Source organism: Pseudomonas sp. MYb118, from assembly GCF_040947875.1.
Lineage (GTDB): Bacteria > Pseudomonadota > Gammaproteobacteria > Pseudomonadales > Pseudomonadaceae > Aquipseudomonas.
The window spans coordinates 1,114,273-1,137,895 of the sequence record NZ_JBFRXN010000001.1; the positions used below are offsets into that span (position 1 = coordinate 1,114,273).

Genomic DNA, 23,623 nt, shown 5'->3' on the forward strand with positions numbered 1-23,623 from the left:
CACTCGGCTCGATGGATTCATAACACAGGGAACCTGGTTCTCTAACTCAACTACCTAATGTGCCCGGGTGATCTTTTTTGCCCGGCGGGGTGAAGTCATGTCCACGAAAACGCAAAACTCCAATAAAGGCCCGCTCAATGGCATACGCGTGATCGACGCCACGCATATGCTGGCCGGTCCCTATGCCACCTGGTTGCTGGCCAGCCTGGGCGCCGAAGTGATCAAGGTCGAACGGCCCAATGGCGGCGATTACACCCGCGGTGTCGCACCGTTCAAGGATGATGGCAGCGTGTATTTCAACAGCGTTAACCGCAACAAGCGCAGCCTGACCCTCAACCTGAAGGATGAAGAGGGTAAGGCGGTGCTGCGCCAATTGTTGTCGACCGCCGACGTGTTCGTGGAAAACAACCGCGCCGGCGCCATGGAGCGCCTGGGCTTCGGTTATGAAGCCGTCCGTGAATACAACCCGGGCGTGGTCTATGCGTCCATCTCCGGGTTTGGCCAGGACGGGCCGTACAAGCATCTGCCGTCGTTCGACGTGGTGGCCCAGGCCATGTCCGGCATGATGAGCATCACCGGTGAAGAGTTCGGGCCGCCGGCGCGAGTGGGGATTTCCCTGGGTGACATCGGCTCGGGCCTGTTCACCACAGTGGGCGTGCTGGCGGCCTTGGTCGACAAGGAGCGCAACGGCGGCACCGGCGCGTTCATCGACATCTCGATGCTCGATTGCCAGTTGGCGATGATGGAAAACGCCGTCGCGCGGTATCTGCAAGTCGGTGACGTGCCCAAGCGCCTCGGCAGTCGCCATGCCCTGATTGCACCGTTCCAGGCCTTCCCGACGGCGGATGAGCCGATTGCCATTTGTGTGGACACCGAAGAACAGTGGCAGCGCATGTGCGTGGCCATGGATCGCGCAGTGTGGATCGACGACCCGCTGCTGCGCGACGGCCCGCTGCGGGCGCAGAACCATGCGCACCTTGAGCCCTTGATGAAAACCCGATTGACCGATTACGGCCGCGAACATTGGCTCAAGACCCTGCAAGCAGCGGACGTGCCGTGCAGCCCGATCAACACCGTGGCCGAAGCCATCGCCGACCCGCAGGTGCAGCACCGCGGGATGATCGTCGAAGTGCCGGCGCAATCGGGTAATTGCTATGTGAAGCATCCCCTGCACATGCCCTACACCGAGATGGTCGATGAACAACCCTCGCCAAGCCTGGGACAACACAGCGCCAGTGTGTTGAGTGAGTTGGGCTACAGCGAGGAGCAGATCGTTTCGTACAAGGCTCGAGGGGTGATTTGAGGCCTGGGGAAAAAGGGACTCCGGTCCCTTGTTCCTTTCGCTCGTTGCTGCGGCATCACGCCGCGCAACGGCTCCAGCGCTTGCGCACCGCACCCAGCAGGCGCTGCCCATACAGGCCAACCCCAAGCCCGGCGACGATGAGCACCACGGCGATGACTTTGTTCAACGACAAATGCTCGTCAAAAATCATCACCGAGCCCAGCAGGCCGAACACCGGCACCAGCAACGACAGCGGCGCGACGGTGGACACCGGGTATTGCTTGAGCAGTGAATTCCACACCCAGTAACCGAACAGCGTGTTGGGGTACACCTGGAACAGGATCGACAACACGGCGCGGTAGTCCAGTTGGTGCAGCAGTGCGCTGTAGCCCGCCGAGCCATTCACCGCGTACTCCAGTGCAAACAGCGGGATCGGCGAGAACGCGCTGGACCACACCAGGAAGGCGAACACCTGGGTGGTGCGGGCTTTCTTGTTGATGATGTTGGCGGCACTCCAGGCCAGTGCGCCCAGCAGCACCAGGATCAGCCCGGCGGCGGTGACGGTGCCATCGACGATGGAGAGGATGCTCAACAGGCCGCCCAGTGCGATTGCCATGCCCGCCAGTTGCGAGCGCGAGACCTTTTCCTTGAACACCCACGCGCCGAGCAGGATGGTGAAAAACGCACTGAACTGCAGCACCAGCGAGGCGATGCCCGCGGAGAGACCGGCCTTGATCCCCAGGTTGACCACGCCCCACAGGCCGATGCCGAACACCAGCCCGTAGCCGATGATGTAGCGCCATTGCACATCGGGTTTGCCGATGAACAGGATTGCCGGCAGGGCGCAGAGGGTGAAGCGCAGGCCAGCGAGGATCAGCGGGTCGACGGTGCTCAGGCCCAGTTTGATCACCGAGAAGTTCAGGCCCCAGATGGCGGTGATCGAGATGGCGAGCAGCAGGTGCCGTGTCTTCATGCTGAAGGTCCTTGAGCGGTTGTCGAAGAGGTGAAACACCAGAGTCCCAGCGCGCTGGCACTGATCAGGGCGCCGAGCAGGCTGACGGCCGGCCAGCCCCACATTGCATACGCCTGGGTCGCGGCAGCGGCGCCGAGCGTACTGCCCACCGAGTAACAGCACATGTAGGCGCCCACCATGCGGCTCTGGGCGTCGGGGCGTGCGGCGAAAATCAGGCTCTGGTTGGTGACGTGTACCGCTTGCACGGCGAAGTCGAGCAGGATCACCCCGACAATCAGCGCGAGCAGCGACGTTTCGGCGAAGGCGATGGGCAGCCAGGACAGGGTCAGGAGCGCCAACGACAGTCCGGTCACCCGCTGCCCGTAACCTTGATCGGCCCAGCGGCCGGATCGTCTGGCGGCCAGGGCACCTGCAATGCCGGCCAGGCCGAACAGGCCGATGGCGGTGTGCGAAAGCGACAGCGGCGGGGCGCTCAAGGGCAGGACCATCGCGGTCCACAGCACCGAGAAGGCGGCGAAGATGAACAGGGCGAACAGGCCTCTGATCCGCAGGGTCTGTTCGCTCAGAAACAGCATGAACAGCGAGCGGATCAGCGACGGGTAGCTGTGTTTGCCCTGCGGGATCGCAGCGTTGGGGGTCCTGTTGTAGAGCACCACCGCAAGCACCAGCATCAGCCCGGATGAAACGAAATACACCGCGCGCCAACCGGCAAGATCGGCGATCAGCCCGGAGGTGAACCGGGCCATCAGGATGCCCAGGACAATGCCGCTGGTGACGGTGCCCACCGCCTGCCCACGTTGTGCGGGTGTCGCCAGCACGGCGGCATAAGCCACCAGCACCTGCACCACCACGGCGAGCAGGCCGACCGCGATCATCGCGGCCAACAGCAGCAACCATTGTGTGGCCGAGCCGACCAGCGTCAGCGCCACCGCCGATAGCAGCACTTGCATCAGAACCAGCCGCTTGCGGTCGAGCAGGTCGCCCAATGGCACGATGAACAACAGGCCCAAGGCATAACCCACCTGGGTCGCGGTCACCACCATGCCGATCCGCGACGGCTCGACCTTCAGGTCCTGGGCCATGGTGTCGAGCAGGGGCTGTGCGAAGTAGACGTTGGCGACCGCGAGCGCACAGGTCATGGAAAACAGCAGGGTCAGTGATGGCGAAAGCCCCACAGACGAATTGGCGGGTCGGAGGGCGGTATGAGCTGTCATGTGCGGCTCCGTCGGTTAAACTGGTTTCAATTCAAAACTTGATTGGCAGGGTGCTGGATCAGGTTTCAAAATGCAACTACATTTGTGCGAGGAGAGAGCGATGGTGGAAGACACCTCACCGCAAGCCAGCGAGTGCCCGGTGGCCAGGACGCTGGAAGTCATTGGTGATCGCTGGTCGCTGATGATCATCCGCGATGCGTTCGACGACATCCGCCGGTTCAGCGAATTCCAGAAGAATCTGGGGGTGGCCAGGAACATCCTCACTGCGCGGTTGAAAGCGCTGGTTGAAGTGGGGGTGTTCGAGGTACGACCGGCGTCGGACGGCAGCGCCTACAAGGAATACGTCCTGACGGAAAAGGGGCGGGAAGTTTTCCCGATCGTCGTCAGCTTGCGCCAATGGGGCGAACGCTTCCTGTTCGCCCCCGGCGAAACGCGCTCCCTGCTGCTCGATGACGAACAGAACCAGCCGGTCATGCCAATCGAAGTGCGCTCAGCCAACGGCCGCAAACTCGGCCCGACGGACTGCCACCGGGTGAGGATCGTCACGGAGTGATCCCCCCCACTGTGGGAGCGAGCCTGCTCGCGATGGTCGTCAACGATGAAGCAAGGCTGTCTGAATGCCCGCGGTGCCTGTGAAACTGATCGCGAGCAGGCTCGCTCCCACAATGGGCCAATGTGAGCACAGAATGTAAGTCCGCCTGAGATCCCCTCTGTGGGACTGATGTGAACACAGAATGTGAATCCACCTGAGGTCCACTCTGTGGGAGCGAGCCTGCTCGCGATGGTCTTCAACGATGACGCAGGGCTGTCTGGATGCCCGCGGTGTCTGTGAAACTGATCGCGAGCAGGCTCGCTCCCACAATGGGCCTGTGTGAACACAGAATGTAAGTCCGCCTGAGATTCCCTCTGTGGGAGCGGGCTTGCTCGCGAAGGGGCCGTGTCAGTCACCGTTGATGTGGCTGATGCACCGCTTTCGCGGGCAAGCCCGCTCCCACAATGAGCCAATGTGAACACAGAATATAAGTCCGCCAGAGATCCTCTCTGTGGGAGCGGGCTTGCCCGCGATGGTCTTCAACGATGACGCGGGCTGTCTGGATGCCCCCGGTACCTGTGAATTTGATCGCGAGTAAACTCGCTCCTATAGGGGGGCCGGTACCGGGGTGTCGGTGCGTTTGAATTTGATGCGCCGGCTCCAGGCGATGGCGGGGCGCTCGAACAGGAGGTAGGCGATGGCGGCCGTGACGATACAGCAGACGATGATCAGCACCGTCGCCAGGATGTCCGAGGCCAAACCCTCGGGCATGAAGCGCCGGTAAACACGCATGAACGTCCCGGTCACCGGGGAATGGAACAAGTACAGGCTGTAGGAAATCAGTGCCATCTTCTGCACCGGATAGCTGGTCAGAAAACCCAGGGTAACCGACCGATTGAGCAGCAGGCAGAACGACAGACCGGTCAACCCCGCCGCCATGGCAAACGAATCATCACCGAGCACGCCGATCAACAGCACCACGGCGCTGTACCCCATGGCGATATAGCGACTCTGCGCCGTGCCCGACAAGGTCTGGGCGCACAACACACCGGTCATGAAGCTGTACCAGAACCCAATGAACCCGCCTTTCCAGCCGATCGAGTGAATGATTTCGGTGGGCCAGAGCAGCGCCAGCAACGCGCTCGCCCAGATGAAATGGTTGCGGCTGGAGAACAGCTCGCTGCCGGCGGCCTGATCCGCCAGCCACATCAGCAGGGCAAAGGCGATGTAGAACTGCACCTCGATACACAGGGTCCAGAACACCGTGATGATGTTGCGGATACCGAGGAAATCCTGCAGGAACAGCGTGTGCGCAAGAATGCTCGAAGCCCCCGGAATCTCGATGTCAGGCTGGCCGAGCAGGCGCTTGGCGGCGATCACCGCCACCCCCAGGGCGATGGCGGCGTAGTAGGGCGGCGCCAGGCGCACGAGGCGGCGGGCGACGAAGTTGGCGGCGTTGGCATTGTTCATGGTCACACGCGCCGTGGTGGTCGCCATGACAATGCCGCTCAGCACGAAAAAGATCGGCACGCCCAGATGTCCGGCATCGAACACGGCCAGCTTCACCCATTGCGGCAGGGCAGCGAGCAGGGTGGGGATGTGAGTACCTTCGGACAAGTGAAACAGCACCACCCAAAAGGCGGCGAAACAGCGCAGGGCGTCAACCAAGGCAAGGCGATGCTTGTCGTCAGTGGTGATTACCGTCATTCCCGCTACTCCCTTTCCCCGCCACGGATTCTGTGATGTCGTAATGCGACCACTGAGCCCAAAGCTTAGCAGTTGCCAGCGCCTGTCAAGTCGGCAAGACGGCACTCATCGCGCTTTTGTGCAAAACCCGGCACGCCAGCGATGACTTCCCCGCGAGACAGACGTATCGTGCCCGTTCGCCGATCCAAACAAGACAAACAACAAGGAGTTCATCGAATGCAACCGATTCGTCTCGGTCTGGTGGGTTACGGCAAGATTGCCCAGGATCAACACGTGCCGGCGATCAAGGCCAATCCCGCATTCCAGCTGGTGTCCGTCGCCACTCAGGGGCAGCCCTGCGCCGGGGTGGAGAACTTCAAGTCCCTGGGGGAACTGCTGGAAAACGGCCCGCCCGTCGATGCAATCGCCTTCTGCACGCCGCCGCAAGGCCGCTTCGCCCTGGTGCAACAGGCGCTCGCCGCCGGCAAACACGTGCTGGTGGAAAAACCGCCCTGCGCCACGTTGGGTGAGGCCATGGCATTGGTCGATCAGGCCAGACAGCAGGGTGTCAGCGCCTTGTTCGCCTGGCATTCGCGCTACGCCCCCGGCATCGAGGCCGCCCGTGACTGGCTGGCCAGCCGCACCCTGCAAAGCGTGCAGATCGACTGGAAGGAAGACGTACGCAAATGGCACCCCGGCCAGGCCTGGATCTGGCAACCGGGCGGACTGGGCGTGTTCGATCCGGGCATCAATGCCCTGTCGATCGTCACGCATCTGCTGCCGTTGCCGCTGTTCGTCGAGTCTGCCGAGTTGCGCGTGCCGGACAACTGCCAGTCGCCGATTGCCGCATCCATCAAAATGTCTGACGCGCGCCAGCTCGATGTTCGCGCCGAATTCGACTTCGACCACGGCCACGACGAACTGTGGAGCATCGAGATTCGCTGCACCGAAGGCACCTTGCGCCTGGATAACGGCGGTGCGCTGTTAAGCATCGACGGTGAGCGCCAGGTCGTGTCGCAGGAGGGTGAGTACGCGGCGGTGTACCGGCACTTCCAGCAGTTGATTGGCGACAAGGCCAGCGACCTGGATCTGCAACCGCTGCGACTGGTGGCTGACAGCTTTTTTGTCGGCAGTCGCACGCAAGTGGCGCCGTTCTACGACTGACGGCTACGGAGGGCTGCGGCAGGCATCGGCCTGCTGCGGTCATTCGAGCCAGGTGTTCAAGACCCGGCGATCCAGTTCCTCCCAGTCTGCCATCCCCAACACCCGCGTGGTGTTCAAGCCGCGCAGGTAGCCGCGCAATTGATTGGCGGTCGCCCGCACCAGCTCGGGATCGGCAGAACGGTCGCTGACCAGAATGGTTTCGTAGTCGACCAGGTACTCGGCCACCCGATCACGGTATTGGGGCAAGACGGCGTCACGGATCAAGTCAAACGTTCTCAAGCAGAGGTCCTCGGCAAATCCTGGTTTTATTGTCTGTGCATCCGCAGGGGCGGCGCGCAAGTATTGCTAGAAATAATCCCGGGCATGCCGAAACGCAAGTTCTGCTTTAGGGTTAGTCGCCGTGGCATGATGCGGTGTCGCAGATACGTCAACGGAGCCGGTCGATGCTGCCCATTGCCACTGAACAACACTGGATTGATAGCGCCAACGCACAGGTGTTCGCGCAGTCCTGGACCCCACACGAAGCGCAGGGGACCGCCATCGTCCTGCTGCATGATTCCCTCGGCTGCGTGGCGCTGTGGCGCGATTTTCCCGAGCGGCTGGCACAGGCGACCGGGCGCACGGTGATTGCCTATGACCGCGTGGGTTTCGGACGTTCATCGGCCTGTTCGAGCAAGCTGCCGCTGACCTTCGTCGAGGATGAAGCGCTGGGCAGTTTCGACGCGGTTTGCCGGCACTTCGATCTGAACCGCTTCGTGGTGCTGGGCCACAGCGTTGGCGCCGGCATGGCGATTGGCTGTGCGGCGGCTTATCCGCAGCGCTGCGAAGGGGTCATCACCGAGTCGGCGCAAACCTTCGTCGAAGCGCTGACGCTGGAAGGTATCCGCCAGGCCGATCGGCAATTCGCCGAGCCAGGGCAGATCGAGCGATTGCACAAATATCACGGTGACAAGGCCGACTGGGTGCTCAAGGCCTGGGTCGACACCTGGCTGTCGGAGGCCTTCAGCGACTGGACGCTGGACGCCCAGTTATCGCGGATCCGCAGCCCGATGCTGGCCCTGCATGGGGACCGGGATGAGTACGGTTCGTTGGCTCATCTGGAGCGCATGGCGGCGAAGGTCAGCGCCCGTAAAAGCCTGCAAACCCTGAACGATTGCGGGCATGTCCCTCATCGCGAATACCCGGAAACGGTGCTGGCCAAGGTCGTCGCTTTTCTGGATGAGGGACGTCAGCTCAACTGATCGGCACCCTTGGGCGAATCAGCTTGAGGCGAGCAGCGGATAATCCGTGTAACCCCGTGGGCCGTTGGCGTAATCGTACTGCGGCAAGTGCTCGTTCAGCGGTGCGCTCAAGCGCAGGCGCTCGACCAGGTCAGGGTTGGCGATGTAACTGCGGCCAAACGCGACGGCGTCGATCAGCCCTCGACTGATCAGGTCTTGTGCCTTCTCCGGGGTGTAGGCGCCCGCAGCGATGATCACGCCAGGGAAGGCCTGGCGGATCGCGACACGGAACGCGTCGCTGTAGGACTTGCCACCTGCCCAGTCCGGTTCCGAGATATGCAGATAGGCCAGGTTACGCTTGGCCAGTTCCTTGATCAGGTACAGGGCTGCTTCTTCCTGATCCTCGCCATTGTCGACGCCGTTCAACGGGCCGAGCGGGAAAATACGGATGCCGACCCGGTCAGCGCTCCATTGGGCGATGGTCGCGTCCACGGTCTCGAGGACGATGCGTGCGCGGTTTTCCACGCTGCCACCGTAGGCGTCGGTGCGGGTATTGGAACCCGGCGAGAGGAACTGATGCAGCAGATAGCCGTGGGCCGCGTGCAGTTCGATGAAGTCGAAGCCCGCTTCCTGCGCGTTCACGGCGGCCTGGGCGAAGTCAGCGACGATCTGCTGGATCTCCGGGATGGCCAACGCACGAGGCATGGAGGTGTCGACCCGGGTCACTTCGCCGTTCTCATCGCGAATGGTCGTACGGGTCTGGGCCGAAATCGCCGAAGGCGCGACCGGTGCCTGTTGATCCGGTTGCAGCGACACATGGGAGATACGCCCGGTGTGCCAGACCTGGATGGCACTGTGACCGCCAGCCGCGTGGATGCCAGCATTGACGGCTTTCCAGCCTTCGATCTGCTGCGGCGTGTGAATGCCCGGCGAGCCGGAATAGCCCTTGGCCTGGAAGGAAATCTGCGTGGCCTCGGCAATGATCAGCCCGGCACTGGCGCGCTGCTGGTAATACTCGGCCATCATTGCGGTGGGCACGTCACCCGGTTCGGTACTGCGCAGGCGGGTGAGCGGCGCCATGAAAATGCGATTGGGCACGGTCAAGGGGCCAATCGTCAGGGGGGTGAATAATGTGTCGAGTGTCATGGCAATACCTGGTTTCGGATGGATTGGATGCGCTATAAATTCAGGTGCGCACCTTACCGGTTACATTAGGGAAACGGATTCCCCAGATTCAGTCGTGTCATTCCCGAGTCAGCGCTGGCGTTCGCGGCCCTGGCTTGTCAGGATGCCGGCCGGCATTTCACAGCTGTAAAGAGAAGAGGGCAGTCAGGCACCATGGAACCCAACCGACTCGGTGACATCAGCGCCTTCCTGGCCGCCGTGAAAACGGGGAGTTTTACCGCCGCGGCGGCATCCCTGGGGCTCACGCGCTCGGCGGTCGGCAAAAGCATCGTGCGCCTGGAGAGCCGCGTGGGCTTGCGTCTGTTGAATCGCACCACGCGCAAACTCAGCCTGACCGACGAAGGCTTTGTGGTGTACGAACGCTGGAGCCAGATCCTCGAAGACCTGGACGAAGTGGACGCGACCATGGCGCTGCGCAAGGGCACGCCCACCGGCACCCTGCGCCTGACCGCGCCACTGTCCTTCGGCCAGCGTCATGTCCTGCCGCTGGTGGAGGCGTTCTTGAAGGAGTGGCCGCAGTTGCGCGCGGACATCTCGTTCACTGACCGTTATGTCGATCTGGTCGAGGACAGCGTCGACATGGCCATCCGCATTGGCGGCGTCAAGGAAGACTCGTTGATCGTGTCGCGCACCATCGGCTGGCAGCAATTCGCCACCTGCGCTTCCCCGGAGTACCTGCAACGGCGCGGCATCCCGCAGGTACCCGGCGACCTGGCCGGGCACGACACCCTGTTTTTCATGGGCGGGCAACAGGCCAAGCCCTGGCAGTTCCAGTTGCCGCAGGGGCCGCAGTTTTTCGAAGGGCCGGGACGCCTGCACATGGACAATTCGGAAGGTTTGCGCGACGCCGCGCTGTCCGGTTTCGGGCTGATTCACCTGCCCACCTACATTACCGGCGCCGACCTGCAATCCGGTCGCCTGGTCGAGGTGCTGCAGCCTTACCGTCCTGCCCCAGATCCGATTCGCCTGCTGTATCCCAGCAAGCGTCATCTGTCTCCGCGCACCCGTGCCTTCATCGACTTGCTGGTCGAGCGCTGGCAATCGGGTGTGCCGTGGGAAGCGTTCACGCCCGGCTGATCTGATTGGGGAATAGCTGGACCTGGTCACGGTCCCGCGCAGTGGTTTTTCTCTCTCCTGGACTCAATCAGACTTCGCGCAACGTTTACGGCGAATTGCGTCGCAGCGCTGCCGTCGCCCGTTTGGGCCGCCACCTGATTGAACCGGGAGAGGATATGACCGCTTTATCTGTGCTGGACCTCGTCATGATTGGCGAGGAGAAGACCTTGTCCGATGCCATCGATGAGTCGCGCCAGCTGGCGCAGCATGTCGAGCAACACGGCTACAGCCGTTACTGGATTGCCGAGCACCACGACATGCCGGGCATCGGCTCGGCGGCGACTTCGCTGATCATCAGTCACCTGGCCTCTGCCACTTCAACGATCCGGGTCGGTGCGGGCGGGATCATGCTGCCCAACCATTCGCCCTTGGTGGTCGCCGAGCAGTTCGGCACCCTCGATACCCTGTATCCGGGGCGAATCGACCTGGGCATGGGGCGCGCTCCCGGCACGGGCGGCCCGACCATCCAGGCCCTGCGTCGTGGCGCTCCGGAACGCGACTTTGCCCAGGACGTGATCGAAGTGGCGGATTATCTGGCCGACAACCGCCGGCGTCCCGTACGTGGCACGCCCGGCCAACACGATGTGCCGTTGTGGATTCTGGGGTCGAGCCTGTACGGCGCTGAACTGGCGGCGGCCCTGGGTCTGCCTTACGCCTTTGCTTCGCACTTCGCGCCGCGCTACCTGCCGCAAGCCATCGAGCATTATCGCAAGCACTTCCGGCCTTCGCAGGTTCTCGACAAACCCTATGTCATGGCAGGTGCCAACGTCTTCGTCGCCGATACCAGCGCCGAGGCGGACTACCATGCCAGTTCGCATCGCCAGTGGATGACCGACCTGCACGTCGGTCGAACGGGGTTGTTGCCCAAGCCGCGCGAAGGCTATGTCGAAAGCCTGTCGGCCCAGGAGGCGGCTGTGCTCAACCAGGTCATGGCGTGCACGGTGGCGGGGGACAAAGAGGTTGTGGGCCGCTGGGTACGTGACTTCGTCGAGCAGACTCAGGTCGACGAGCTGATGATCGACTGCCGGATCTACGACCCTCAGGCACGCTTGAAGTCGCATCAATACCTGGCGGAGGCCATGGGTGATGCCTTGACCGTTGTGAAGGCACCGCAATAAACAACCGCGCCGGCGATGATGGCAAAAAGCTTTCACCTGCCGGTTGGTTTCTCCACGCAGCCCTGTATCATCTCGCCCGCTGAGCCCAGCACGATATTTGAGCGATACATGGAGTTACCAATGGCTGTACGCCGCTTTAGCGCTTTCTGGCTGGCCCTGACCCTGGCCGGTTGCGCCAGCACCCCCTCGGAAAAACCCATCTCCCCGATGCCCGAAGCCGAATACGCGCAACTGATGGCCACGCAGGCCAGCGCAGGTGTCGGCTCGATTTCCGGCAAGCTGTATTTCACCGATCGCCGCGGGCGAGTGGTGCCCGGCAACGGCAGCAACATGTTGATGTGGCCCGCCACGCCGTACACGGAAAAACGCCAGGCGGCCGAGCGTGCCGGCATCCGCCTGACTGACCAGATGGACCCGCGGATTGACAAGCTTACCCGCCGCACGTTCAGCACCAGCACTGGCGAGTTCAGGTTCGATGCGGTGCCTGCCGGGGCCTACTTCATCTGGGGCTACGTCGAGATGAATTCGATCATCCGGCGCGTCGTGGTACAGGAAGGTCAGCAGACCACCATGTTCATGACCAACGATTGATCAAAAGCATACGCAACATCACCACAGGGAAACAACGGATGAACAAGTGGATACTGGCGCTCGTCGCGCTACTGTCATTGGGTGGCTGCGTCAGCCCCTCCAACATGATCGAGCGGGCCGACGAGAACAAACCCATCAACCCGCAGAAAGCCATCATTGTCGGCTACGTGTCGGAGGGTTTTCTCACCCAGCCCCACGGCCTGCACGTGATGCTCAAGTATCAGGATCCCAATCCCCAGGCGACCGCCACGCGCATCGCGCTGACCACGCTGGACCAGAACAACGAAGTCCAGGACAGCCGCAACATCATGGGCAACAGCTTCGTCTATGAAGTGCCGGCCGGCACCTATGAAGTCACCCACTGGTTCTACCGTTTTTATGACGGCATGAGCGTCGATCTGAAAAAGCCGCTGCTGTTCACCGTCAAGCCTGGGGACGCGGTCTACATCGGCAGCTTCCATGGCAACGCGCTGACCATGTGCCTGGCCAACCGCGATGACTTTGCCAGGGCGGTCGCCGACGTCAAGAAAGCCCACCCGTTCCTGGCCAACGTGGCGATCACCGACCTGTCCGAGAACCTGCAATTTCCCGGCTGGCCCAATGAGAAAGCCAAGGATGTTTTCGGAAAGGGGCTGTGCAAGGTGCAATAACGCGGGACAATGCGGGTTCGCCCGCTTGTTTCCTACCTTGAAGACCTGAGTAAAAAACATGAACCGCCGCAAGAAAATCAAGCAACTGCTGGAGGCCCACGCCAAGAAGGCCAATGCCAAGCTGGCGCCGAAAAAGCCCAAGTACATCAGCAAGGCTGACCGCTTGAAGCTGGCGGAGCAAGGCGCCGAAGACGTGGCGACCTCGACTGAAAGCTGAGCGGGGCGGTCCCACCTTGTTTTTTTCACCCGCAGGCTAGAGCGGTTGCGGCGATTCGAGGCGGCCAGATTGCCCTCGATCGGTGCGCAACCCGCCTGTTCACTGGCCCGCATAGCGCCCCTTATCGGGGCCTTTGCACCGTCGCCGTGCTTTGATTTTTTGCGAAGGCTTGGCTCTAAAACCGTCACTTGTTCGCTGTTTTTGCTGCTCCTAGGATGAGGTCACGAATCATCCAGCCATAGAACAGGCGGCTAACAATGAAAATTAAAAAAGCGCTGCACAGTCCTCTCGTTGTCTTTGTTTTGTTGTACCTCGGTTACGTCATCTCCTACATCGACCGCTCGGCCATCTCCCTGGCGTTGTCGCACATCGGCAAGGATTTCAACCTGGGGCCCGCCGAACTGGGCGTGGTGCTCAGTGCGTTTTACCTGGGTTACGCCGCCATGCAGATTCCCGGCGGCTGGTTGTCGGATCGCTTCGGCGCGAAGAAAGTGGTGATCGTGTCCATCGCCCTCTGGTCGGTGTTCACCCTGATGACGGGCCTGGCCTGGTCGCTGGCATCGTTGCTGGTGATCCGCTTTCTATTCGGCCTGGGCGAGGGCAGTTATCCGTCCTCGGCGATCAAGGGCGTGGCGGAGATCTATGCCCGCAAGGACCGGCCGAAAATGGCCAGCCTGATGATTTCCTCCAATTACACCGGCAGCTTCATCGCTCCGCTGATCATCGCACCGCTGATCCTCTGGCTGGGCTGGCGTGACGTGTTCCTCGCCATCGGTGTGGCCGGGATCATTTTCGCGGTGATCTACGCCGTGGTGGTCAAACGCCCTGAAGCCTATGGCAACTATCAGCTGGAAAACGGTGGCTCGGCCGGCAAGGCCCGCACCCGCGAACTGCTGCGCATGCCCCTGCTGTGGAAGATCGTCGCCATCTGGTTTGCACTCGGTCTGGTCAACAAGGGCCTGGATGCCTGGATGCCGATGTACCTGCTGACCGCCCGTGGCCTGGACCTGAAAACCGTGGGCCTGCTGGTGCCGCTGCCATTCATCAGCGCAGCGATTGCCACGGCGATGGGCGGCTGGCTGATGGTCAAATACTTCGACGGCCGGGAAAAGTACCTGATGATGGGTAGCTGCATCCTCACCGGGATCTTCCTCTACGGCATGTACACCGCGCAGACCACCACCCAGGTCATCGCGTACCAGGCCGTGGTCTACTTCTTCAAGTCGTTCGTGTTCGCCGCGGCCTTCGCCTTGCCGACCAAGATCCTCTCGCAGCGCCTGGTGGGCACCGGCATCGGCATGGTCAACTTCGGCGGGCAACTGGCCGGTTTCGTTTCGCCCATGGTCATCGGTTTCCTGGTGTCCTACTACGAGACGTACAACTCGGCGTTCCTGTTCCTGATCGGCGCCACGGCGGTGGCCACCCTGATCAGCATGACGCTGAGCGCCAGCAAGATTCGCGCGGTGCAACTAGCCAACGCCCACGAAGCCTGATCGACACGGGAGACAGTCCATGGCCCGACTCCTCGGCAAGCCAGATGGCAATGCAGTAAGCTCGACCGCTCACCGGACAGGGACATCTATACCCATGAGCGCTCGAACCTTGAGTGAAACCGCCGTGCGCTACTTCCTGCAAGTGGTCAACAGCGGTTCCATCAGCGAAGCCGCTGCCCGCCTGCACGTGGTGCCGTCGGCGGTGAGCCGGCAGATCAGCCGCCTCGAAAGCGAACTGGGGGCGGTGCTGTTCGAGCGCCAGTCCCGCGGCGTCAGCCTGAGCCCGGCCGGCGAATTGCTGGCCGCCTATGCCAGGCGGACCTTGCTCGACGCCGAGCAGGTCAGCCAGGAAATCGGTGCGTTGCGCGAGCAATCCGAGTCGTTGATTAGCATTGCCTGCACCGAAGGGTTTGCCTCGCAATGCTTGCCGGGCGCCATCGTCGGCTTTCGCAACAGCGGCGCGTCGAGCAGTTTTCGCATCGTGGTCGCTTCGGCGCTGGAAGTGACGCGCATGGTCCGCGAGGCAGAAGTGGACATCGGCTTTTCCTTCAGCCTCGGGGTCGCCAAGGACATCAGCGTGATGTTCAGCCAGCCGGCACCGATCCTCGCGGTGGTGGCGCCCCATCACCCGCTGGCCGCCAGTGGCAGCCAGCCGCTCAAGGATGTGGTACGCCACCCGCTGGCGCTGCCCGGGCCGGACACCACCATCCGCCAGCTGCTGAACGTGTATTGCAGCCGCGAGGGGCTCAATTACAAAAGCGTGCTCGACAGCGATCACCTGGAAGCCTTGCTGACGTTCTGCATGTCGGGGGCGGCGGTGACCTTCTGCGGCGAAGTGTTCGTGCGTGAGCGTTTGCGCCAGGGCCAACTGGTGGCCCTGACCGTGCCGGAAATGTGCGGCAGCGAGCGCTCCATCGAGATCCAGACGATGGCCAAGCGGCCGTTATCGGAGCACCTGCAAGCCTTCATCCAATACATGAAGTGCGTACTGCCAGACACCCATCAATTGCACTGAGCGAACGTGTGCACCCGGCATGTTTAAAAGGCATCGCTGCCTTCTAAAAATGTCGGTTGTTGGCGCTCGGGCGCATTTTTATATTGGCCCCGGAATCCTGGTTGAGAACCCTTATGCAAACGCACAATGAGCTGGTCGAAAAAAGCGCCGTCGAACTCAAGCAGTTGATGGACACTCGCGTCATTTCTCCTGTCGAGCTGCTCGATGCCTGCATTGCGCGCATCGAACAGTTGAACCCGAAGATCAACGCGTTTTGCGCCACATCGTTTGAGCGTGCCCGCGATGAAGCCGTGGCGGTGGAGCAGGCAATCATGAAAGGCCAGCCCCGCGGTTTGCTCAGCGGCCTGCCGATTGGCATCAAGGACCTGGAAGAAACCGAAGGCGTGCTGACCACCTATGGCTCGCCACTGTTTCGCGGCAACGTGCCGGCCAAGGACAACGAACTGGTGCGCCGTTTGCGTGCGGCGGGCGCCGTGGTAGTGGGTAAAACCAACGTGCCGGAAATGGGTGCCGGGGCCAATACCCGCAACCCGGTCTGGGGCGCGACTGGCAACCCGTTCAACCCGCGCCTGAATGCCGGTGGTTCTTCCGGCGGCGCGGCGGCCGCACTGGCAGCGGACATGGTGCCGTTGTGCAGCGGCTCGGACACCGGTGGTTCGCTGCGCATCCCGGCCGCCAAGTGCGGCATCGTCGGCCTGCGCACTTCGCCGGGCCTGGTGCCCAGCGAGCGCAAATTGCTGGGCTGGACGCCGATTTCCGTGGTCGGCCCGATGGGGCGCAATGTCGACGATACCTGGCTGCAACTGGCAGCGACCGCCGGCATCGCCGCCACCGACCCACTGAGTTACGAGTTCAGCATGCCCGGCGCGATCAGCGGCGGCGTGGACCTGTCCAAGCTGCGGGTCGGTTACACCGAGGACTTCGGTGTGTGCGACGTCGATGACGATATCCGCCAGGTGTTCCGCAACAAGATCGCGGCCCTCAAGGGCGTGTTCGCCGTGTGCGAAGAAGTGCAGGTCGACATGCAGCACGCGCACCGCTGTTTCGACGTGGTGCGCGCCGAGGCGTTCGTCGGCAGCCTGCAGGCCGCTTACGAGAAAGACCCGGATGCACTGGGGCCGAACCCACGGGCCAACTATGAAATGGGCGCCAAAATGTCGCTCAAGGACTGCGTGTGGGCCGGCGCCGAGCAGACCCGCATCTTCCGCCGCTTCCAGCAATTGTTCAGCCAGTACGACCTGATCCTGTCGCCGACCACGCCGGTCTCGGCGTTTGCCTGGGAGCAGCCATACCTCACCCACATCAACGGCGTGGAGCTGGAAAACTACTACCGCTGGCTGGCGCTGACCTACGTGGTGACCCTGGCCACCAACCCGGCGCTGTCCATGCCCCTGGGCGTCGATCACCTGGGCATGCCGTTCGGCATGCAGGTCATCGGCAAGTTCCGCGGCGACCTGGAACTGCTGATGGCCGCCCGTGCCCTGGAAAGCCATTGCGAGCAAAGCGCCGAGTTGCGCCGCCCGCTGCCGGACATCGGCGCGCTGCTTAACAGCGCCGTCGACCTGCACACGCCGGTGACCCATCCGCCGCTGGCCCATGGCGTCAGCAGCAGCGCTGGCCTGTCCGCCGTCTGAACCTGTCGAGGCACCGAGATGATCACCAAGGTTTACCAGAAAGACCTGAAAAGCTGGAAACGTGAATTTCCCCTGATGGCGTCGTTGCTCGAACTCAAGCCGGTCAGCTGGTTCAACCCGGCGATTGCGCCCCTTGCCACCGCGCTGGACGACATCGTGCTGGGCGCCGCCGACGTCGCCGACGCCAGCGCCCGGTTGCAGCGCTTTGCACCGTTCCTCGCCCAGGCCTTCCCGGAGGTGGCGGCGAGCAACGGCATCATCGAGTCGCAGCTGCTGGCGGTGCCGGAGTTTGCCCAGGCTTTGCGTGAGCGCTACGACGTCAGCCAACCGGTCAAGCTGCTGCTGAAGAAAGACAGCCATTTGCCGATCTCCGGCTCAGTCAAGGCGCGGGGCGGGATCTACGAGGTGCTGTTTCACGCCGAGCAACTGGCGCTGCGTCACGGCTTGCTGGATATCGCCGATGACTACCGCAAGCTCGCCGAGCCTGAGTGCCAGGCGTTGTTCGCCTCGCATAAGATTGCCGTCGGTTCCACCGGCAACCTCGGCCTGTCCATCGGCATCGCCAGTGCGCGCCTGGGGTTTGCGACCACGGTGCACATGTCGGCCGATGCCCGCCAGTGGAAGAAGGACAAGCTGCGTGCCCATGGCGTGAGCGTCATCGAGTACGCCGGCGACTACGGTCAGGCGGTGGAACAGGGCAGGGCAGAGGCGCAGGCCGACCCGGCCTGTCATTTCATTGATGACGAGAACTCCACCACCCTGTTCCTCGGTTACGCCGTGGCGGGAGAACGCCTCAAGGCGCAGTTCGAGCAGCGTGGGATCACGGTGGATGCCGCGCATCCGTTGTTCGTCTACTTGCCCTGCGGTGTCGGCGGTGGCCCCGGCGGGATCGCGTTTGGCTTGAAGCTGGCGTTCGGCGACCACGTGCATTGCATCTTTGCCGAGCCGACCCAGTCGCCCTGCATGTTGATGGGCGTCTACACCGGGTTGCACGACGAGCTGGCGGTGCAGGATTTCGGCATCAGCAACCAGACGGCGGCGGATGGCCTGGCAGTGGGCCGGCCTTCAGGGTTCGTCGGGCGTTCGATGCAGCGCATGCTCGACGGCTACTACACCCTGGGCGATGACGAGATGTTCGCCTTGCTGTACCTGATGCAATCGACCGAGGGCATTGCCCTGGAGCCGTCGGCACTGGCCGGCGCGCCGGGGTTCGCCCGGGTGTTGCAGGAGCAGCAGGGTTACCGCCAGCGCATGGGCCTGAGTGCTCAGGTGATGGACAACGCCACGCACCTGATCTGGGCCACCGGCGGCGGCATGGTGCCGCCCGCGGAAATGGACAAGTACCTGGCCAGCGGGCGTTCGTTGGTAGTCGGCGACTGAGTCTGCTGGCCGGTCAACGCCAGCTCCACGACACCCCGACGTAGGCCGCCAGGCCTTCGCCCGGCGTGGAGCGGGCGACGTCCACGCCCTTGTCGTCGTAGCCCGGCGTCACCGTGGCGGCGTAGCGTTTGTCGGTCAGGTTGCGGATGTCCAGCCAGGTCTGCCAGTCATCCTTGGGCGCGTTGTAGCCCAGGGTGGCGCCGAAGATGGCGTATGGATCGGCGTAGTAGCTGTTGGCGTAATCCACCGCGACCTTGGACGCCCACTGCGTGTTGACGGCGGCAAAGAAGCCTTGCGGCCAGTCGTAGCGCAATTCGCCCTGGTAGTAGTGCATCGGCAGGCCGGGCAGGCGGTTGTCGCCGAAACGCTCGTCGTCGCGGTAATGGAAATCGCTGAAGGTGTAGCTCTGGCGCAGGCTCAGCTCGCCGCCATCGTCACGCGTCCACAAACGGCTGTGCAGGCTGGCTTCCACACCCTGGTGCACCGTGGGGCTGGCGTTGAGTTCGTAGGGCGTGGTGGCGTTGGCGTCCGGCAACACCGACAGCAATTCGTGGCGCACTTGCGAGTAGTACCAGGCAAGGGTCCATTGACCCATGGCGCTGTCGCCACGGCCGCCGAGTTCCAGGGTGGTGGCGGTCTGGTTTTGCAATTCTACCGGGTCGCGCTGGGTGCCGGTGGCGGGGCCGCTGCCGGCGGGGAAGCGCTGGTTGGCGCTGTAGATCAGCGACCACGGGTGCGGCCCTTCGACCGAGCGGCTGAGGTTGCCGAATACTTGCAGGTCCGGTGTCACCTGGTAGCGCAGGCCCAGGCGCGGGGCGTAGTCCCAGTCACCCAGGCTGGTCTTGCCGCCACCGTCGGGGTAGGTCACGGCGCTTTCACGACGGGTGTAGATGGCGGCCAGGCCGGTGGTCAGCCACAGGTCGTCGGCGATTTCCAGGTCATTGCCCACGTGCAACACGGTGTCCGAGCCCTGGTAGGTGAAGTTGCGCATGTGCGTGCCTGGCGCATAGCCGGCCGTGTTGCCGCCGGGGATGCGCACCAGCTCGCTGGCGCCGGCGTTGGGCAGGTGCTTGGTCACGCGCAGGCCCAGGGTGCTGCGGCTTTGCAGGCCCCACAGGGTATCGCGGCGCTTGTAGTCGAACGTGCCGCTGACGTCGGTGTACGCCACTTTCAGGCGGTTGGGGCCTTCGCGCAGGTCCATCGGGTAGTCGTGATAGACCAGGCCGGTCTCGATGCTCGAATCGTCATCGAGGTAGAACGTGGTCTTGTTGCCAATGAAGGTGCTGCCCGGCTGCTTGCGGCTGTCGTCGCGCGAAACGTAGGCGGGGTTGGCCGCCCGTGGGTCGTGTTCGATCGAGTGCTTGGTGACCCGTCCGGCGAGGTCGTTGTCGGTCTGCCGGTAGCGGAAATAGAAGCGCGTTTCCAGGTTCGGGTTGAAGCGATAACCGAAGTTGGCGACGACACCCTGGCTCTCGCTGGCGGTGTGATCCTGATAACCGTCGGCATTCGAATCGGTCAGCGACAGGTAGTAGTCGAAGTTGCCCAGCACCTGGCCGGAGCTGACCTGGCGCTGTTGGTAGCCGTGGCTGCCCATGGCGTAGCGCACTTGCAGGCGCGGTGCGGTGTAGCCGGTGTGGCTGACGTAGTCGATGGCCCCGCCCAGCGCCAGGGCGCCGCGATCGAAGCCGTTGGCGCCACGCAGCACTTCCACGTGATCGACCCACAGCGGTTCGAGCAATTCGTAGGGCGTGCCGCCGGGGCCGGTCAGCGGCAGGCCGTCGAGCATCGTGTACAACCCTGAGGCGTGGGCGCCCGGCGCGCGGTTGATGCCCGAGCCACGGATGGAAATCTTCACCCCCTCGTTACCCGCTGATTGCGCGTACACACCCGGCTGATAGGCCAGCACATCCTGGTTGCTGGCCACGCGACCTTGCAGCGGGCGACGCATGTCCACCACGTTGGTGCCGCCGGGCACTTCGGCCAATCGGGCCTTGGCGTCTGCGATGGATTGCTCTTCGCTGTCCGGACCTTCCGCGCCAATCAGCACTTCGCCCAGTTCCAGGCCCTGGGCTTCGACCAGGGTCGGACACACGAGCGCCAGGCCCAGCAGCGCGGCGGGCAAGGATTTGGGCGAGGGCATTGAGAAAACTCCAGACGTGCGGGAAAAGGCAGTGAAAAACTGCGACGTAGGGAGGGACGAAGGAAACACATGGTAATTTTGTTTTTTTGCCTGGCTCGGCGGCGTGATTGGCCGCAGACGCAGGTTCATCAGGAGTCGCCATGAGTGAATTGCCCCGGATCCGCCCAGCTGTCGCCAGCGATGAAGCTGCCATACGCGCTTGCGCCGAACAGGCTTATCGGCAATACGTCGAGCTGATCGGCCGCAAGCCTGCACCGATGCTGGCTGACTACCGCGCGCAGATCGCCGCCGGCCAGGTCTACGTCGCCGCCAGCGAGCAAGACGAGTTGCAAGGCTTCATCGTGTTCTACGCCGAGGGCCGGCACATGCTGCTGGAAAACGTCGCGGTGTCAGCGGCCGGGCAGGGCAAGGGCATCGGCAAGGCGCTGGTGCGATGTTGCGAGGCGGCGGCGCTGCGCCTGGGGCTGGCCAGTGTGCAGCTCTACACCAACGCGAAAATGAGCGCCAATCTGGCGATTTATCCGCGACTCGGATACGTCGAGATCGCGCGGCGCTCGGAGGACGGCTTTGATCGGGTCTACTTTGAAAAGACCCTGTGAGCGTTCACGCCGGCTCTTCGTGCGCGACGACGGGCCAGCCATTGATCACCGAGTCGAGGAACTGTCCGGCCAGTGTCCGGTTGTTCAGCGCCCTGGCGATCAGGATGGCGCCGGTGATCGCTGACAGGATGCGCAGCGCTTCCTGAAGTTTCTCGTCGTGGGTTTCGCCTTCGACCAGCGGCATCAGCGTGTCGATCAATTCCTCCACACCCCGGGTGAACGAACCGCTGACGGTGCCGCCGGCCCGGGCCACATCGGCGCCCAGGGCCGGAATGGGGCAACCCTGGGTCCAGTTGTCCAGATGCGCCTGGGTCAGGTAGCCCTTGATCAGTTCGGGAATGGACCGGGCGTCGCGCCAGTCCTGGATATTGGTCTCGAAGGTGCGACTGACGGCTTCTGCGGCCAGCTGTTCCTTGCCGCCTGGAAACTGTCCGTAAAAACCGCCGTGGGTCAGGCCCACGGAGCGCGACAGTTCACCGATGCCAATGCCGTCGATGCCTTTCTCCCGATACAGGCGGGACGCGGCGCTGAGGATCGCTTCCTTGTTCGCGGCGGCCTGGTCTTTCGTGACTTTCATGAGACTGCTCCTGTGGCCAGGTCGGCGGTGCCTGGAAAAAGCTTTGCCGGAAAGCTGGTATTGATGATGCTCGTCATATAAAGTCGTTGCAACGGCTTTGTGCGTATCGGCGCAAGTCTGGCGGATCCCGAGCCTGTGGCTCAAGTCATAAATCTCAACGTGGACCGGACCCATGAACCGTAATGACCTGCGCAGCGTCGATCTGAACCTGCTGGTGGTGTTCGAAGCACTGATCCAGGAGTGCAACGTCTCCCGCGCCGCCGCCAGGCTGTCGCTGGGCCAGCCCGCCGTGAGCGGGGCGCTGGTGCGCTTGCGCAAGCTGTTTGACGACCCGTTGTTCGAGCGCATCGGCCACCGCATGGTGCCCACCGCGCGGGCCTTGAAGGCTGCGCAGATCCTGGGGCCGGTACTGGACTCAGTGTGCACGGTGCTGGCCTGCAAACGCGTCTGATCCCTTTTTTTGACCTTAAACATGACAGCCATCATTAATGATGATGTCCACGTTCACTCCATTCGATTCGTCGCCATCGCGCGCGAGTTCGAGAATCCGGAAACTCTTCAACCGTCTGGCGGACCCACCCCATGGAACAGTCACTCAAACCCTTGCGTTACCCCCTCGCTGCGTTGGCATTGACCCTGCTGGCCGCGTGCGAACGCACACCCGATACCGCCCAGGCGCCGGGTGCACCGCATGTCACCGTGGCGCAGGTGCTCGAGCAGCCCATCACCGAATGGGACGAAGTCACCGCGCGCCTGGAAGCGCCGGAAACCGTCGAGATCCGCCCGCGGGTTTCCGGTCAGATCGAGCGCGTGGCGTTCACCGACGGTGCGCTGGTGAAGAAGGGCGATCTGCTGTTCCAGATCGACCCGCGACCCTTCGAACACGAAGTGCATCGCATCGAGGCGCAGTTGCAGCAGGCCCGTGCGACCCTGGTGCGCACCGGCAATGAAGCCCAGCGCGGTCAGCGTCTGTTGAGCAGCAACGCGATTTCCGCCGAGCTGGCCGACACCCGCACCACCACCGCCCAGGAAGCCAGGGCCGGGGTCGATGCCATCCAGGCGCAGTTGGACCTGGCCCGCCTGAACCTGAGTTTCACCCGCGTCACCGCGCCGATTTCCGGCCGGGTCAGCCGCGCGGAAATCACCGCCGGCAACCTCGTCACCGCCGACACCACGCCCCTCACCAGCGTGGTGTCCACCGACAAGGTCTATGCCTATTTCGACGCTGACGAACGCCTGTTTCTCAAGTACCACCAGCTTTCCCGCCAGGGTCAACGCGGGCAGACCACGCCGGTGTACATGGGCCTGTCGAACGAGGAGGGCAACAGCCACCTGGGCCGGATGAACTTCGTCGACAACCAGGTCAACCCGAAAACCGGCACCATCCGTGGCCGCGCGGTGTTCGACAACGCGGACGGCCAATACACCCCGGGCCTGTATGCGCGCCTGAAGCTGGTGGGCAGCGCCGCCTATCCCGGTCTGTTGATCAAGGACGAAGCCGTCGGCACCGACCTGGGCAAGAAGTTCGTGCTGGTGGTCGATCAGGAGCGCAAGGCGGTTTATCGCAGTGTCGAGCTGGGGCCGAAGCTCGAAGGGTTACGCATCGTGCGCAGCGGCCTGCACAAGGATGACCGCATCATCATCAATGGCCTGCAGCGCGTGCGCCCCGGTGCCGTCGTCGAGGTCCAGGACGCGCCGATGGCCAGCCCGGAAACCGTCGCGACCCTGGCGCGTCAGCGTCAGGCCATCGAGGCCGGCAATCAGCCGGTCGCCGGTCAGGCACCCGCCCTGGTGAAAGCCGAATCTGCCGCTGCGCCTCGCGGATAAGGAGCCCCGA

The 23,623-nt window shown here is 63.0% G+C and carries 23 protein-coding genes; 16 read left to right on the forward strand and 7 right to left on the reverse strand.

The annotated features are described in order from the left end of the window. Nucleotides 1-97: 97 nt before the first annotated feature. Nucleotides 98-1,303, forward strand: coding sequence for a CaiB/BaiF CoA transferase family protein (locus ABVN20_RS05235; RefSeq protein ID WP_368554430.1), 1,206 nt, complete (start codon nt 98-100; stop codon nt 1,301-1,303). 55 nt (nt 1,304-1,358) lie between these two features. On the opposite strand, the gene ABVN20_RS05240 is transcribed toward ABVN20_RS05235, so the two are convergent. Then, nucleotides 1,359-2,255: an EamA family transporter gene (locus ABVN20_RS05240; protein ID WP_368554431.1), complete on the reverse strand. Its 897-nt coding sequence runs from the start codon at nt 2,253-2,255 to the stop codon at nt 1,359-1,361. After that, entirely contained in the window at nt 2,252-3,469 is a 1,218-nt protein-coding gene (locus tag ABVN20_RS05245) for an MFS transporter (RefSeq protein ID WP_368554432.1), read from the reverse strand. The genes ABVN20_RS05240 and ABVN20_RS05245 overlap by 4 nt, the downstream gene beginning before the upstream one ends. Nucleotides 3,470-3,569: 100 nt before the next feature. Between ABVN20_RS05245 and ABVN20_RS05250 the strand changes: the two genes are divergently transcribed. Next, entirely contained in the window at nt 3,570-4,022 is a 453-nt protein-coding gene (locus ABVN20_RS05250) for a winged helix-turn-helix transcriptional regulator (protein WP_368554433.1), read from the forward strand. A gap of 585 nt (nt 4,023-4,607) precedes the next feature. Here the strand turns inward: ABVN20_RS05250 and ABVN20_RS05255 are convergent. Beyond that, nucleotides 4,608-5,708, reverse strand: a complete 1,101-nt coding sequence (locus tag ABVN20_RS05255) for an acyltransferase family protein (RefSeq protein WP_368554434.1) — start codon at nt 5,706-5,708, stop codon at nt 4,608-4,610. A 216-nt stretch (nt 5,709-5,924) separates the two neighbouring features. Between ABVN20_RS05255 and ABVN20_RS05260 the strand changes: the two genes are divergently transcribed. After that, on the forward strand, nt 5,925-6,851 hold the full coding sequence (locus ABVN20_RS05260) for a Gfo/Idh/MocA family protein (RefSeq protein WP_368554435.1): 927 nt from the start codon (nt 5,925-5,927) through the stop codon (nt 6,849-6,851). A 39-nt stretch (nt 6,852-6,890) separates the two neighbouring features. Here ABVN20_RS05260 and ABVN20_RS05265 read toward each other — a convergent pair whose 3' ends face one another. Next, nucleotides 6,891-7,130, reverse strand: coding sequence for a hypothetical protein (locus ABVN20_RS05265; RefSeq protein ID WP_368554436.1), 240 nt, complete (start codon nt 7,128-7,130; stop codon nt 6,891-6,893). Between the two features lie 164 nt (nt 7,131-7,294). On the opposite strand from ABVN20_RS05265, the gene ABVN20_RS05270 reads away from it, so the two are divergent. Further along, nucleotides 7,295-8,092 carry an alpha/beta fold hydrolase gene (locus tag ABVN20_RS05270; RefSeq protein ID WP_368554437.1) on the forward strand — a complete coding sequence of 266 codons (798 nt, stop codon included), beginning with the start codon at nt 7,295-7,297 and terminating at the stop codon, nt 8,090-8,092. Between the two features lie 18 nt (nt 8,093-8,110). Here the strand turns inward: ABVN20_RS05270 and ABVN20_RS05275 are convergent, their stop codons facing one another. After that, complete coding sequence (locus tag ABVN20_RS05275; protein WP_368554438.1) at nt 8,111-9,217, reverse strand: alkene reductase; 1,107 nt, start codon at nt 9,215-9,217, stop codon at nt 8,111-8,113. A gap of 192 nt (nt 9,218-9,409) precedes the next feature. On the opposite strand from ABVN20_RS05275, the gene ABVN20_RS05280 reads away from it, so the two are divergent. The 9 genes from ABVN20_RS05280 (at nt 9,410) to dsdA (ending at nt 18,470) form a co-directional block, all read left to right on the forward strand. Then, nucleotides 9,410-10,333 carry a LysR family transcriptional regulator gene (locus tag ABVN20_RS05280; RefSeq protein WP_368554439.1) on the forward strand — a complete coding sequence of 308 codons (924 nt, stop codon included), beginning with the start codon at nt 9,410-9,412 and terminating at the stop codon, nt 10,331-10,333. 155 nt (nt 10,334-10,488) lie between these two features. Continuing rightward, nucleotides 10,489-11,490: an LLM class flavin-dependent oxidoreductase gene (locus ABVN20_RS05285; RefSeq protein WP_368554440.1), complete on the forward strand. Its 1,002-nt coding sequence runs from the start codon at nt 10,489-10,491 to the stop codon at nt 11,488-11,490. Nucleotides 11,491-11,610: 120 nt separating this feature from the next. Further along, complete coding sequence (locus ABVN20_RS05290; RefSeq protein WP_368554441.1) at nt 11,611-12,081, forward strand: hypothetical protein; 471 nt, start codon at nt 11,611-11,613, stop codon at nt 12,079-12,081. 38 nt (nt 12,082-12,119) lie between these two features. Continuing rightward, nucleotides 12,120-12,731, forward strand: coding sequence for a hypothetical protein (locus tag ABVN20_RS05295; RefSeq protein WP_368554442.1), 612 nt, complete (start codon nt 12,120-12,122; stop codon nt 12,729-12,731). A 58-nt stretch (nt 12,732-12,789) separates the two neighbouring features. Then, on the forward strand, nt 12,790-12,948 hold the full coding sequence (locus ABVN20_RS05300; RefSeq protein ID WP_368554443.1) for a DUF2986 domain-containing protein: 159 nt from the start codon (nt 12,790-12,792) through the stop codon (nt 12,946-12,948). Between the two features lie 257 nt (nt 12,949-13,205). After that, nucleotides 13,206-14,441 (forward strand): MFS transporter, encoded by a 1,236-nt coding sequence (locus ABVN20_RS05305; RefSeq protein WP_368554444.1) that lies wholly within the window; start codon nt 13,206-13,208, stop codon nt 14,439-14,441. Between the two features lie 94 nt (nt 14,442-14,535). Continuing rightward, on the forward strand, nt 14,536-15,456 hold the full coding sequence (locus ABVN20_RS05310) for a LysR family transcriptional regulator (RefSeq protein ID WP_368554445.1): 921 nt from the start codon (nt 14,536-14,538) through the stop codon (nt 15,454-15,456). A 113-nt stretch (nt 15,457-15,569) separates the two neighbouring features. After that, a complete protein-coding gene (locus ABVN20_RS05315) occupies nt 15,570-17,090 on the forward strand; it encodes an amidase (protein WP_368554446.1) in 1,521 nt (506 codons plus the stop codon). Nucleotides 17,091-17,108: 18 nt separating this feature from the next. Next, nucleotides 17,109-18,470 carry a D-serine ammonia-lyase gene (gene dsdA / locus ABVN20_RS05320; RefSeq protein WP_368554447.1) on the forward strand — a complete coding sequence of 454 codons (1,362 nt, stop codon included), beginning with the start codon at nt 17,109-17,111 and terminating at the stop codon, nt 18,468-18,470. A gap of 13 nt (nt 18,471-18,483) precedes the next feature. Here dsdA and ABVN20_RS05325 read toward each other — a convergent pair whose 3' ends face one another. Continuing rightward, nucleotides 18,484-20,610 (reverse strand): TonB-dependent receptor family protein, encoded by a 2,127-nt coding sequence (locus tag ABVN20_RS05325; protein WP_368554448.1) that lies wholly within the window; start codon nt 20,608-20,610, stop codon nt 18,484-18,486. 140 nt (nt 20,611-20,750) lie between these two features. Between ABVN20_RS05325 and ABVN20_RS05330 the strand changes: the two genes are divergently transcribed. Next, a complete protein-coding gene (locus ABVN20_RS05330; protein WP_368554449.1) occupies nt 20,751-21,209 on the forward strand; it encodes a GNAT family N-acetyltransferase in 459 nt (152 codons plus the stop codon). Between the two features lie 4 nt (nt 21,210-21,213). On the opposite strand, the gene ABVN20_RS05335 is transcribed toward ABVN20_RS05330, so the two are convergent. Next, nucleotides 21,214-21,786: a TetR/AcrR family transcriptional regulator gene (locus tag ABVN20_RS05335; RefSeq protein WP_368554450.1), complete on the reverse strand. Its 573-nt coding sequence runs from the start codon at nt 21,784-21,786 to the stop codon at nt 21,214-21,216. A gap of 172 nt (nt 21,787-21,958) precedes the next feature. Between ABVN20_RS05335 and ABVN20_RS05340 the strand changes: the two genes are divergently transcribed. Both ABVN20_RS05340 and mexE read left to right on the forward strand, forming a co-directional pair. After that, nucleotides 21,959-22,237, forward strand: coding sequence for a LysR family transcriptional regulator (locus ABVN20_RS05340; protein ID WP_368554451.1), 279 nt, complete (start codon nt 21,959-21,961; stop codon nt 22,235-22,237). Nucleotides 22,238-22,368: 131 nt separating this feature from the next. Next, on the forward strand, nt 22,369-23,613 hold the full coding sequence (mexE, locus tag ABVN20_RS05345; protein WP_368554452.1) for a multidrug efflux RND transporter periplasmic adaptor subunit MexE: 1,245 nt from the start codon (nt 22,369-22,371) through the stop codon (nt 23,611-23,613). Nucleotides 23,614-23,623 lie beyond the last annotated feature (10 nt).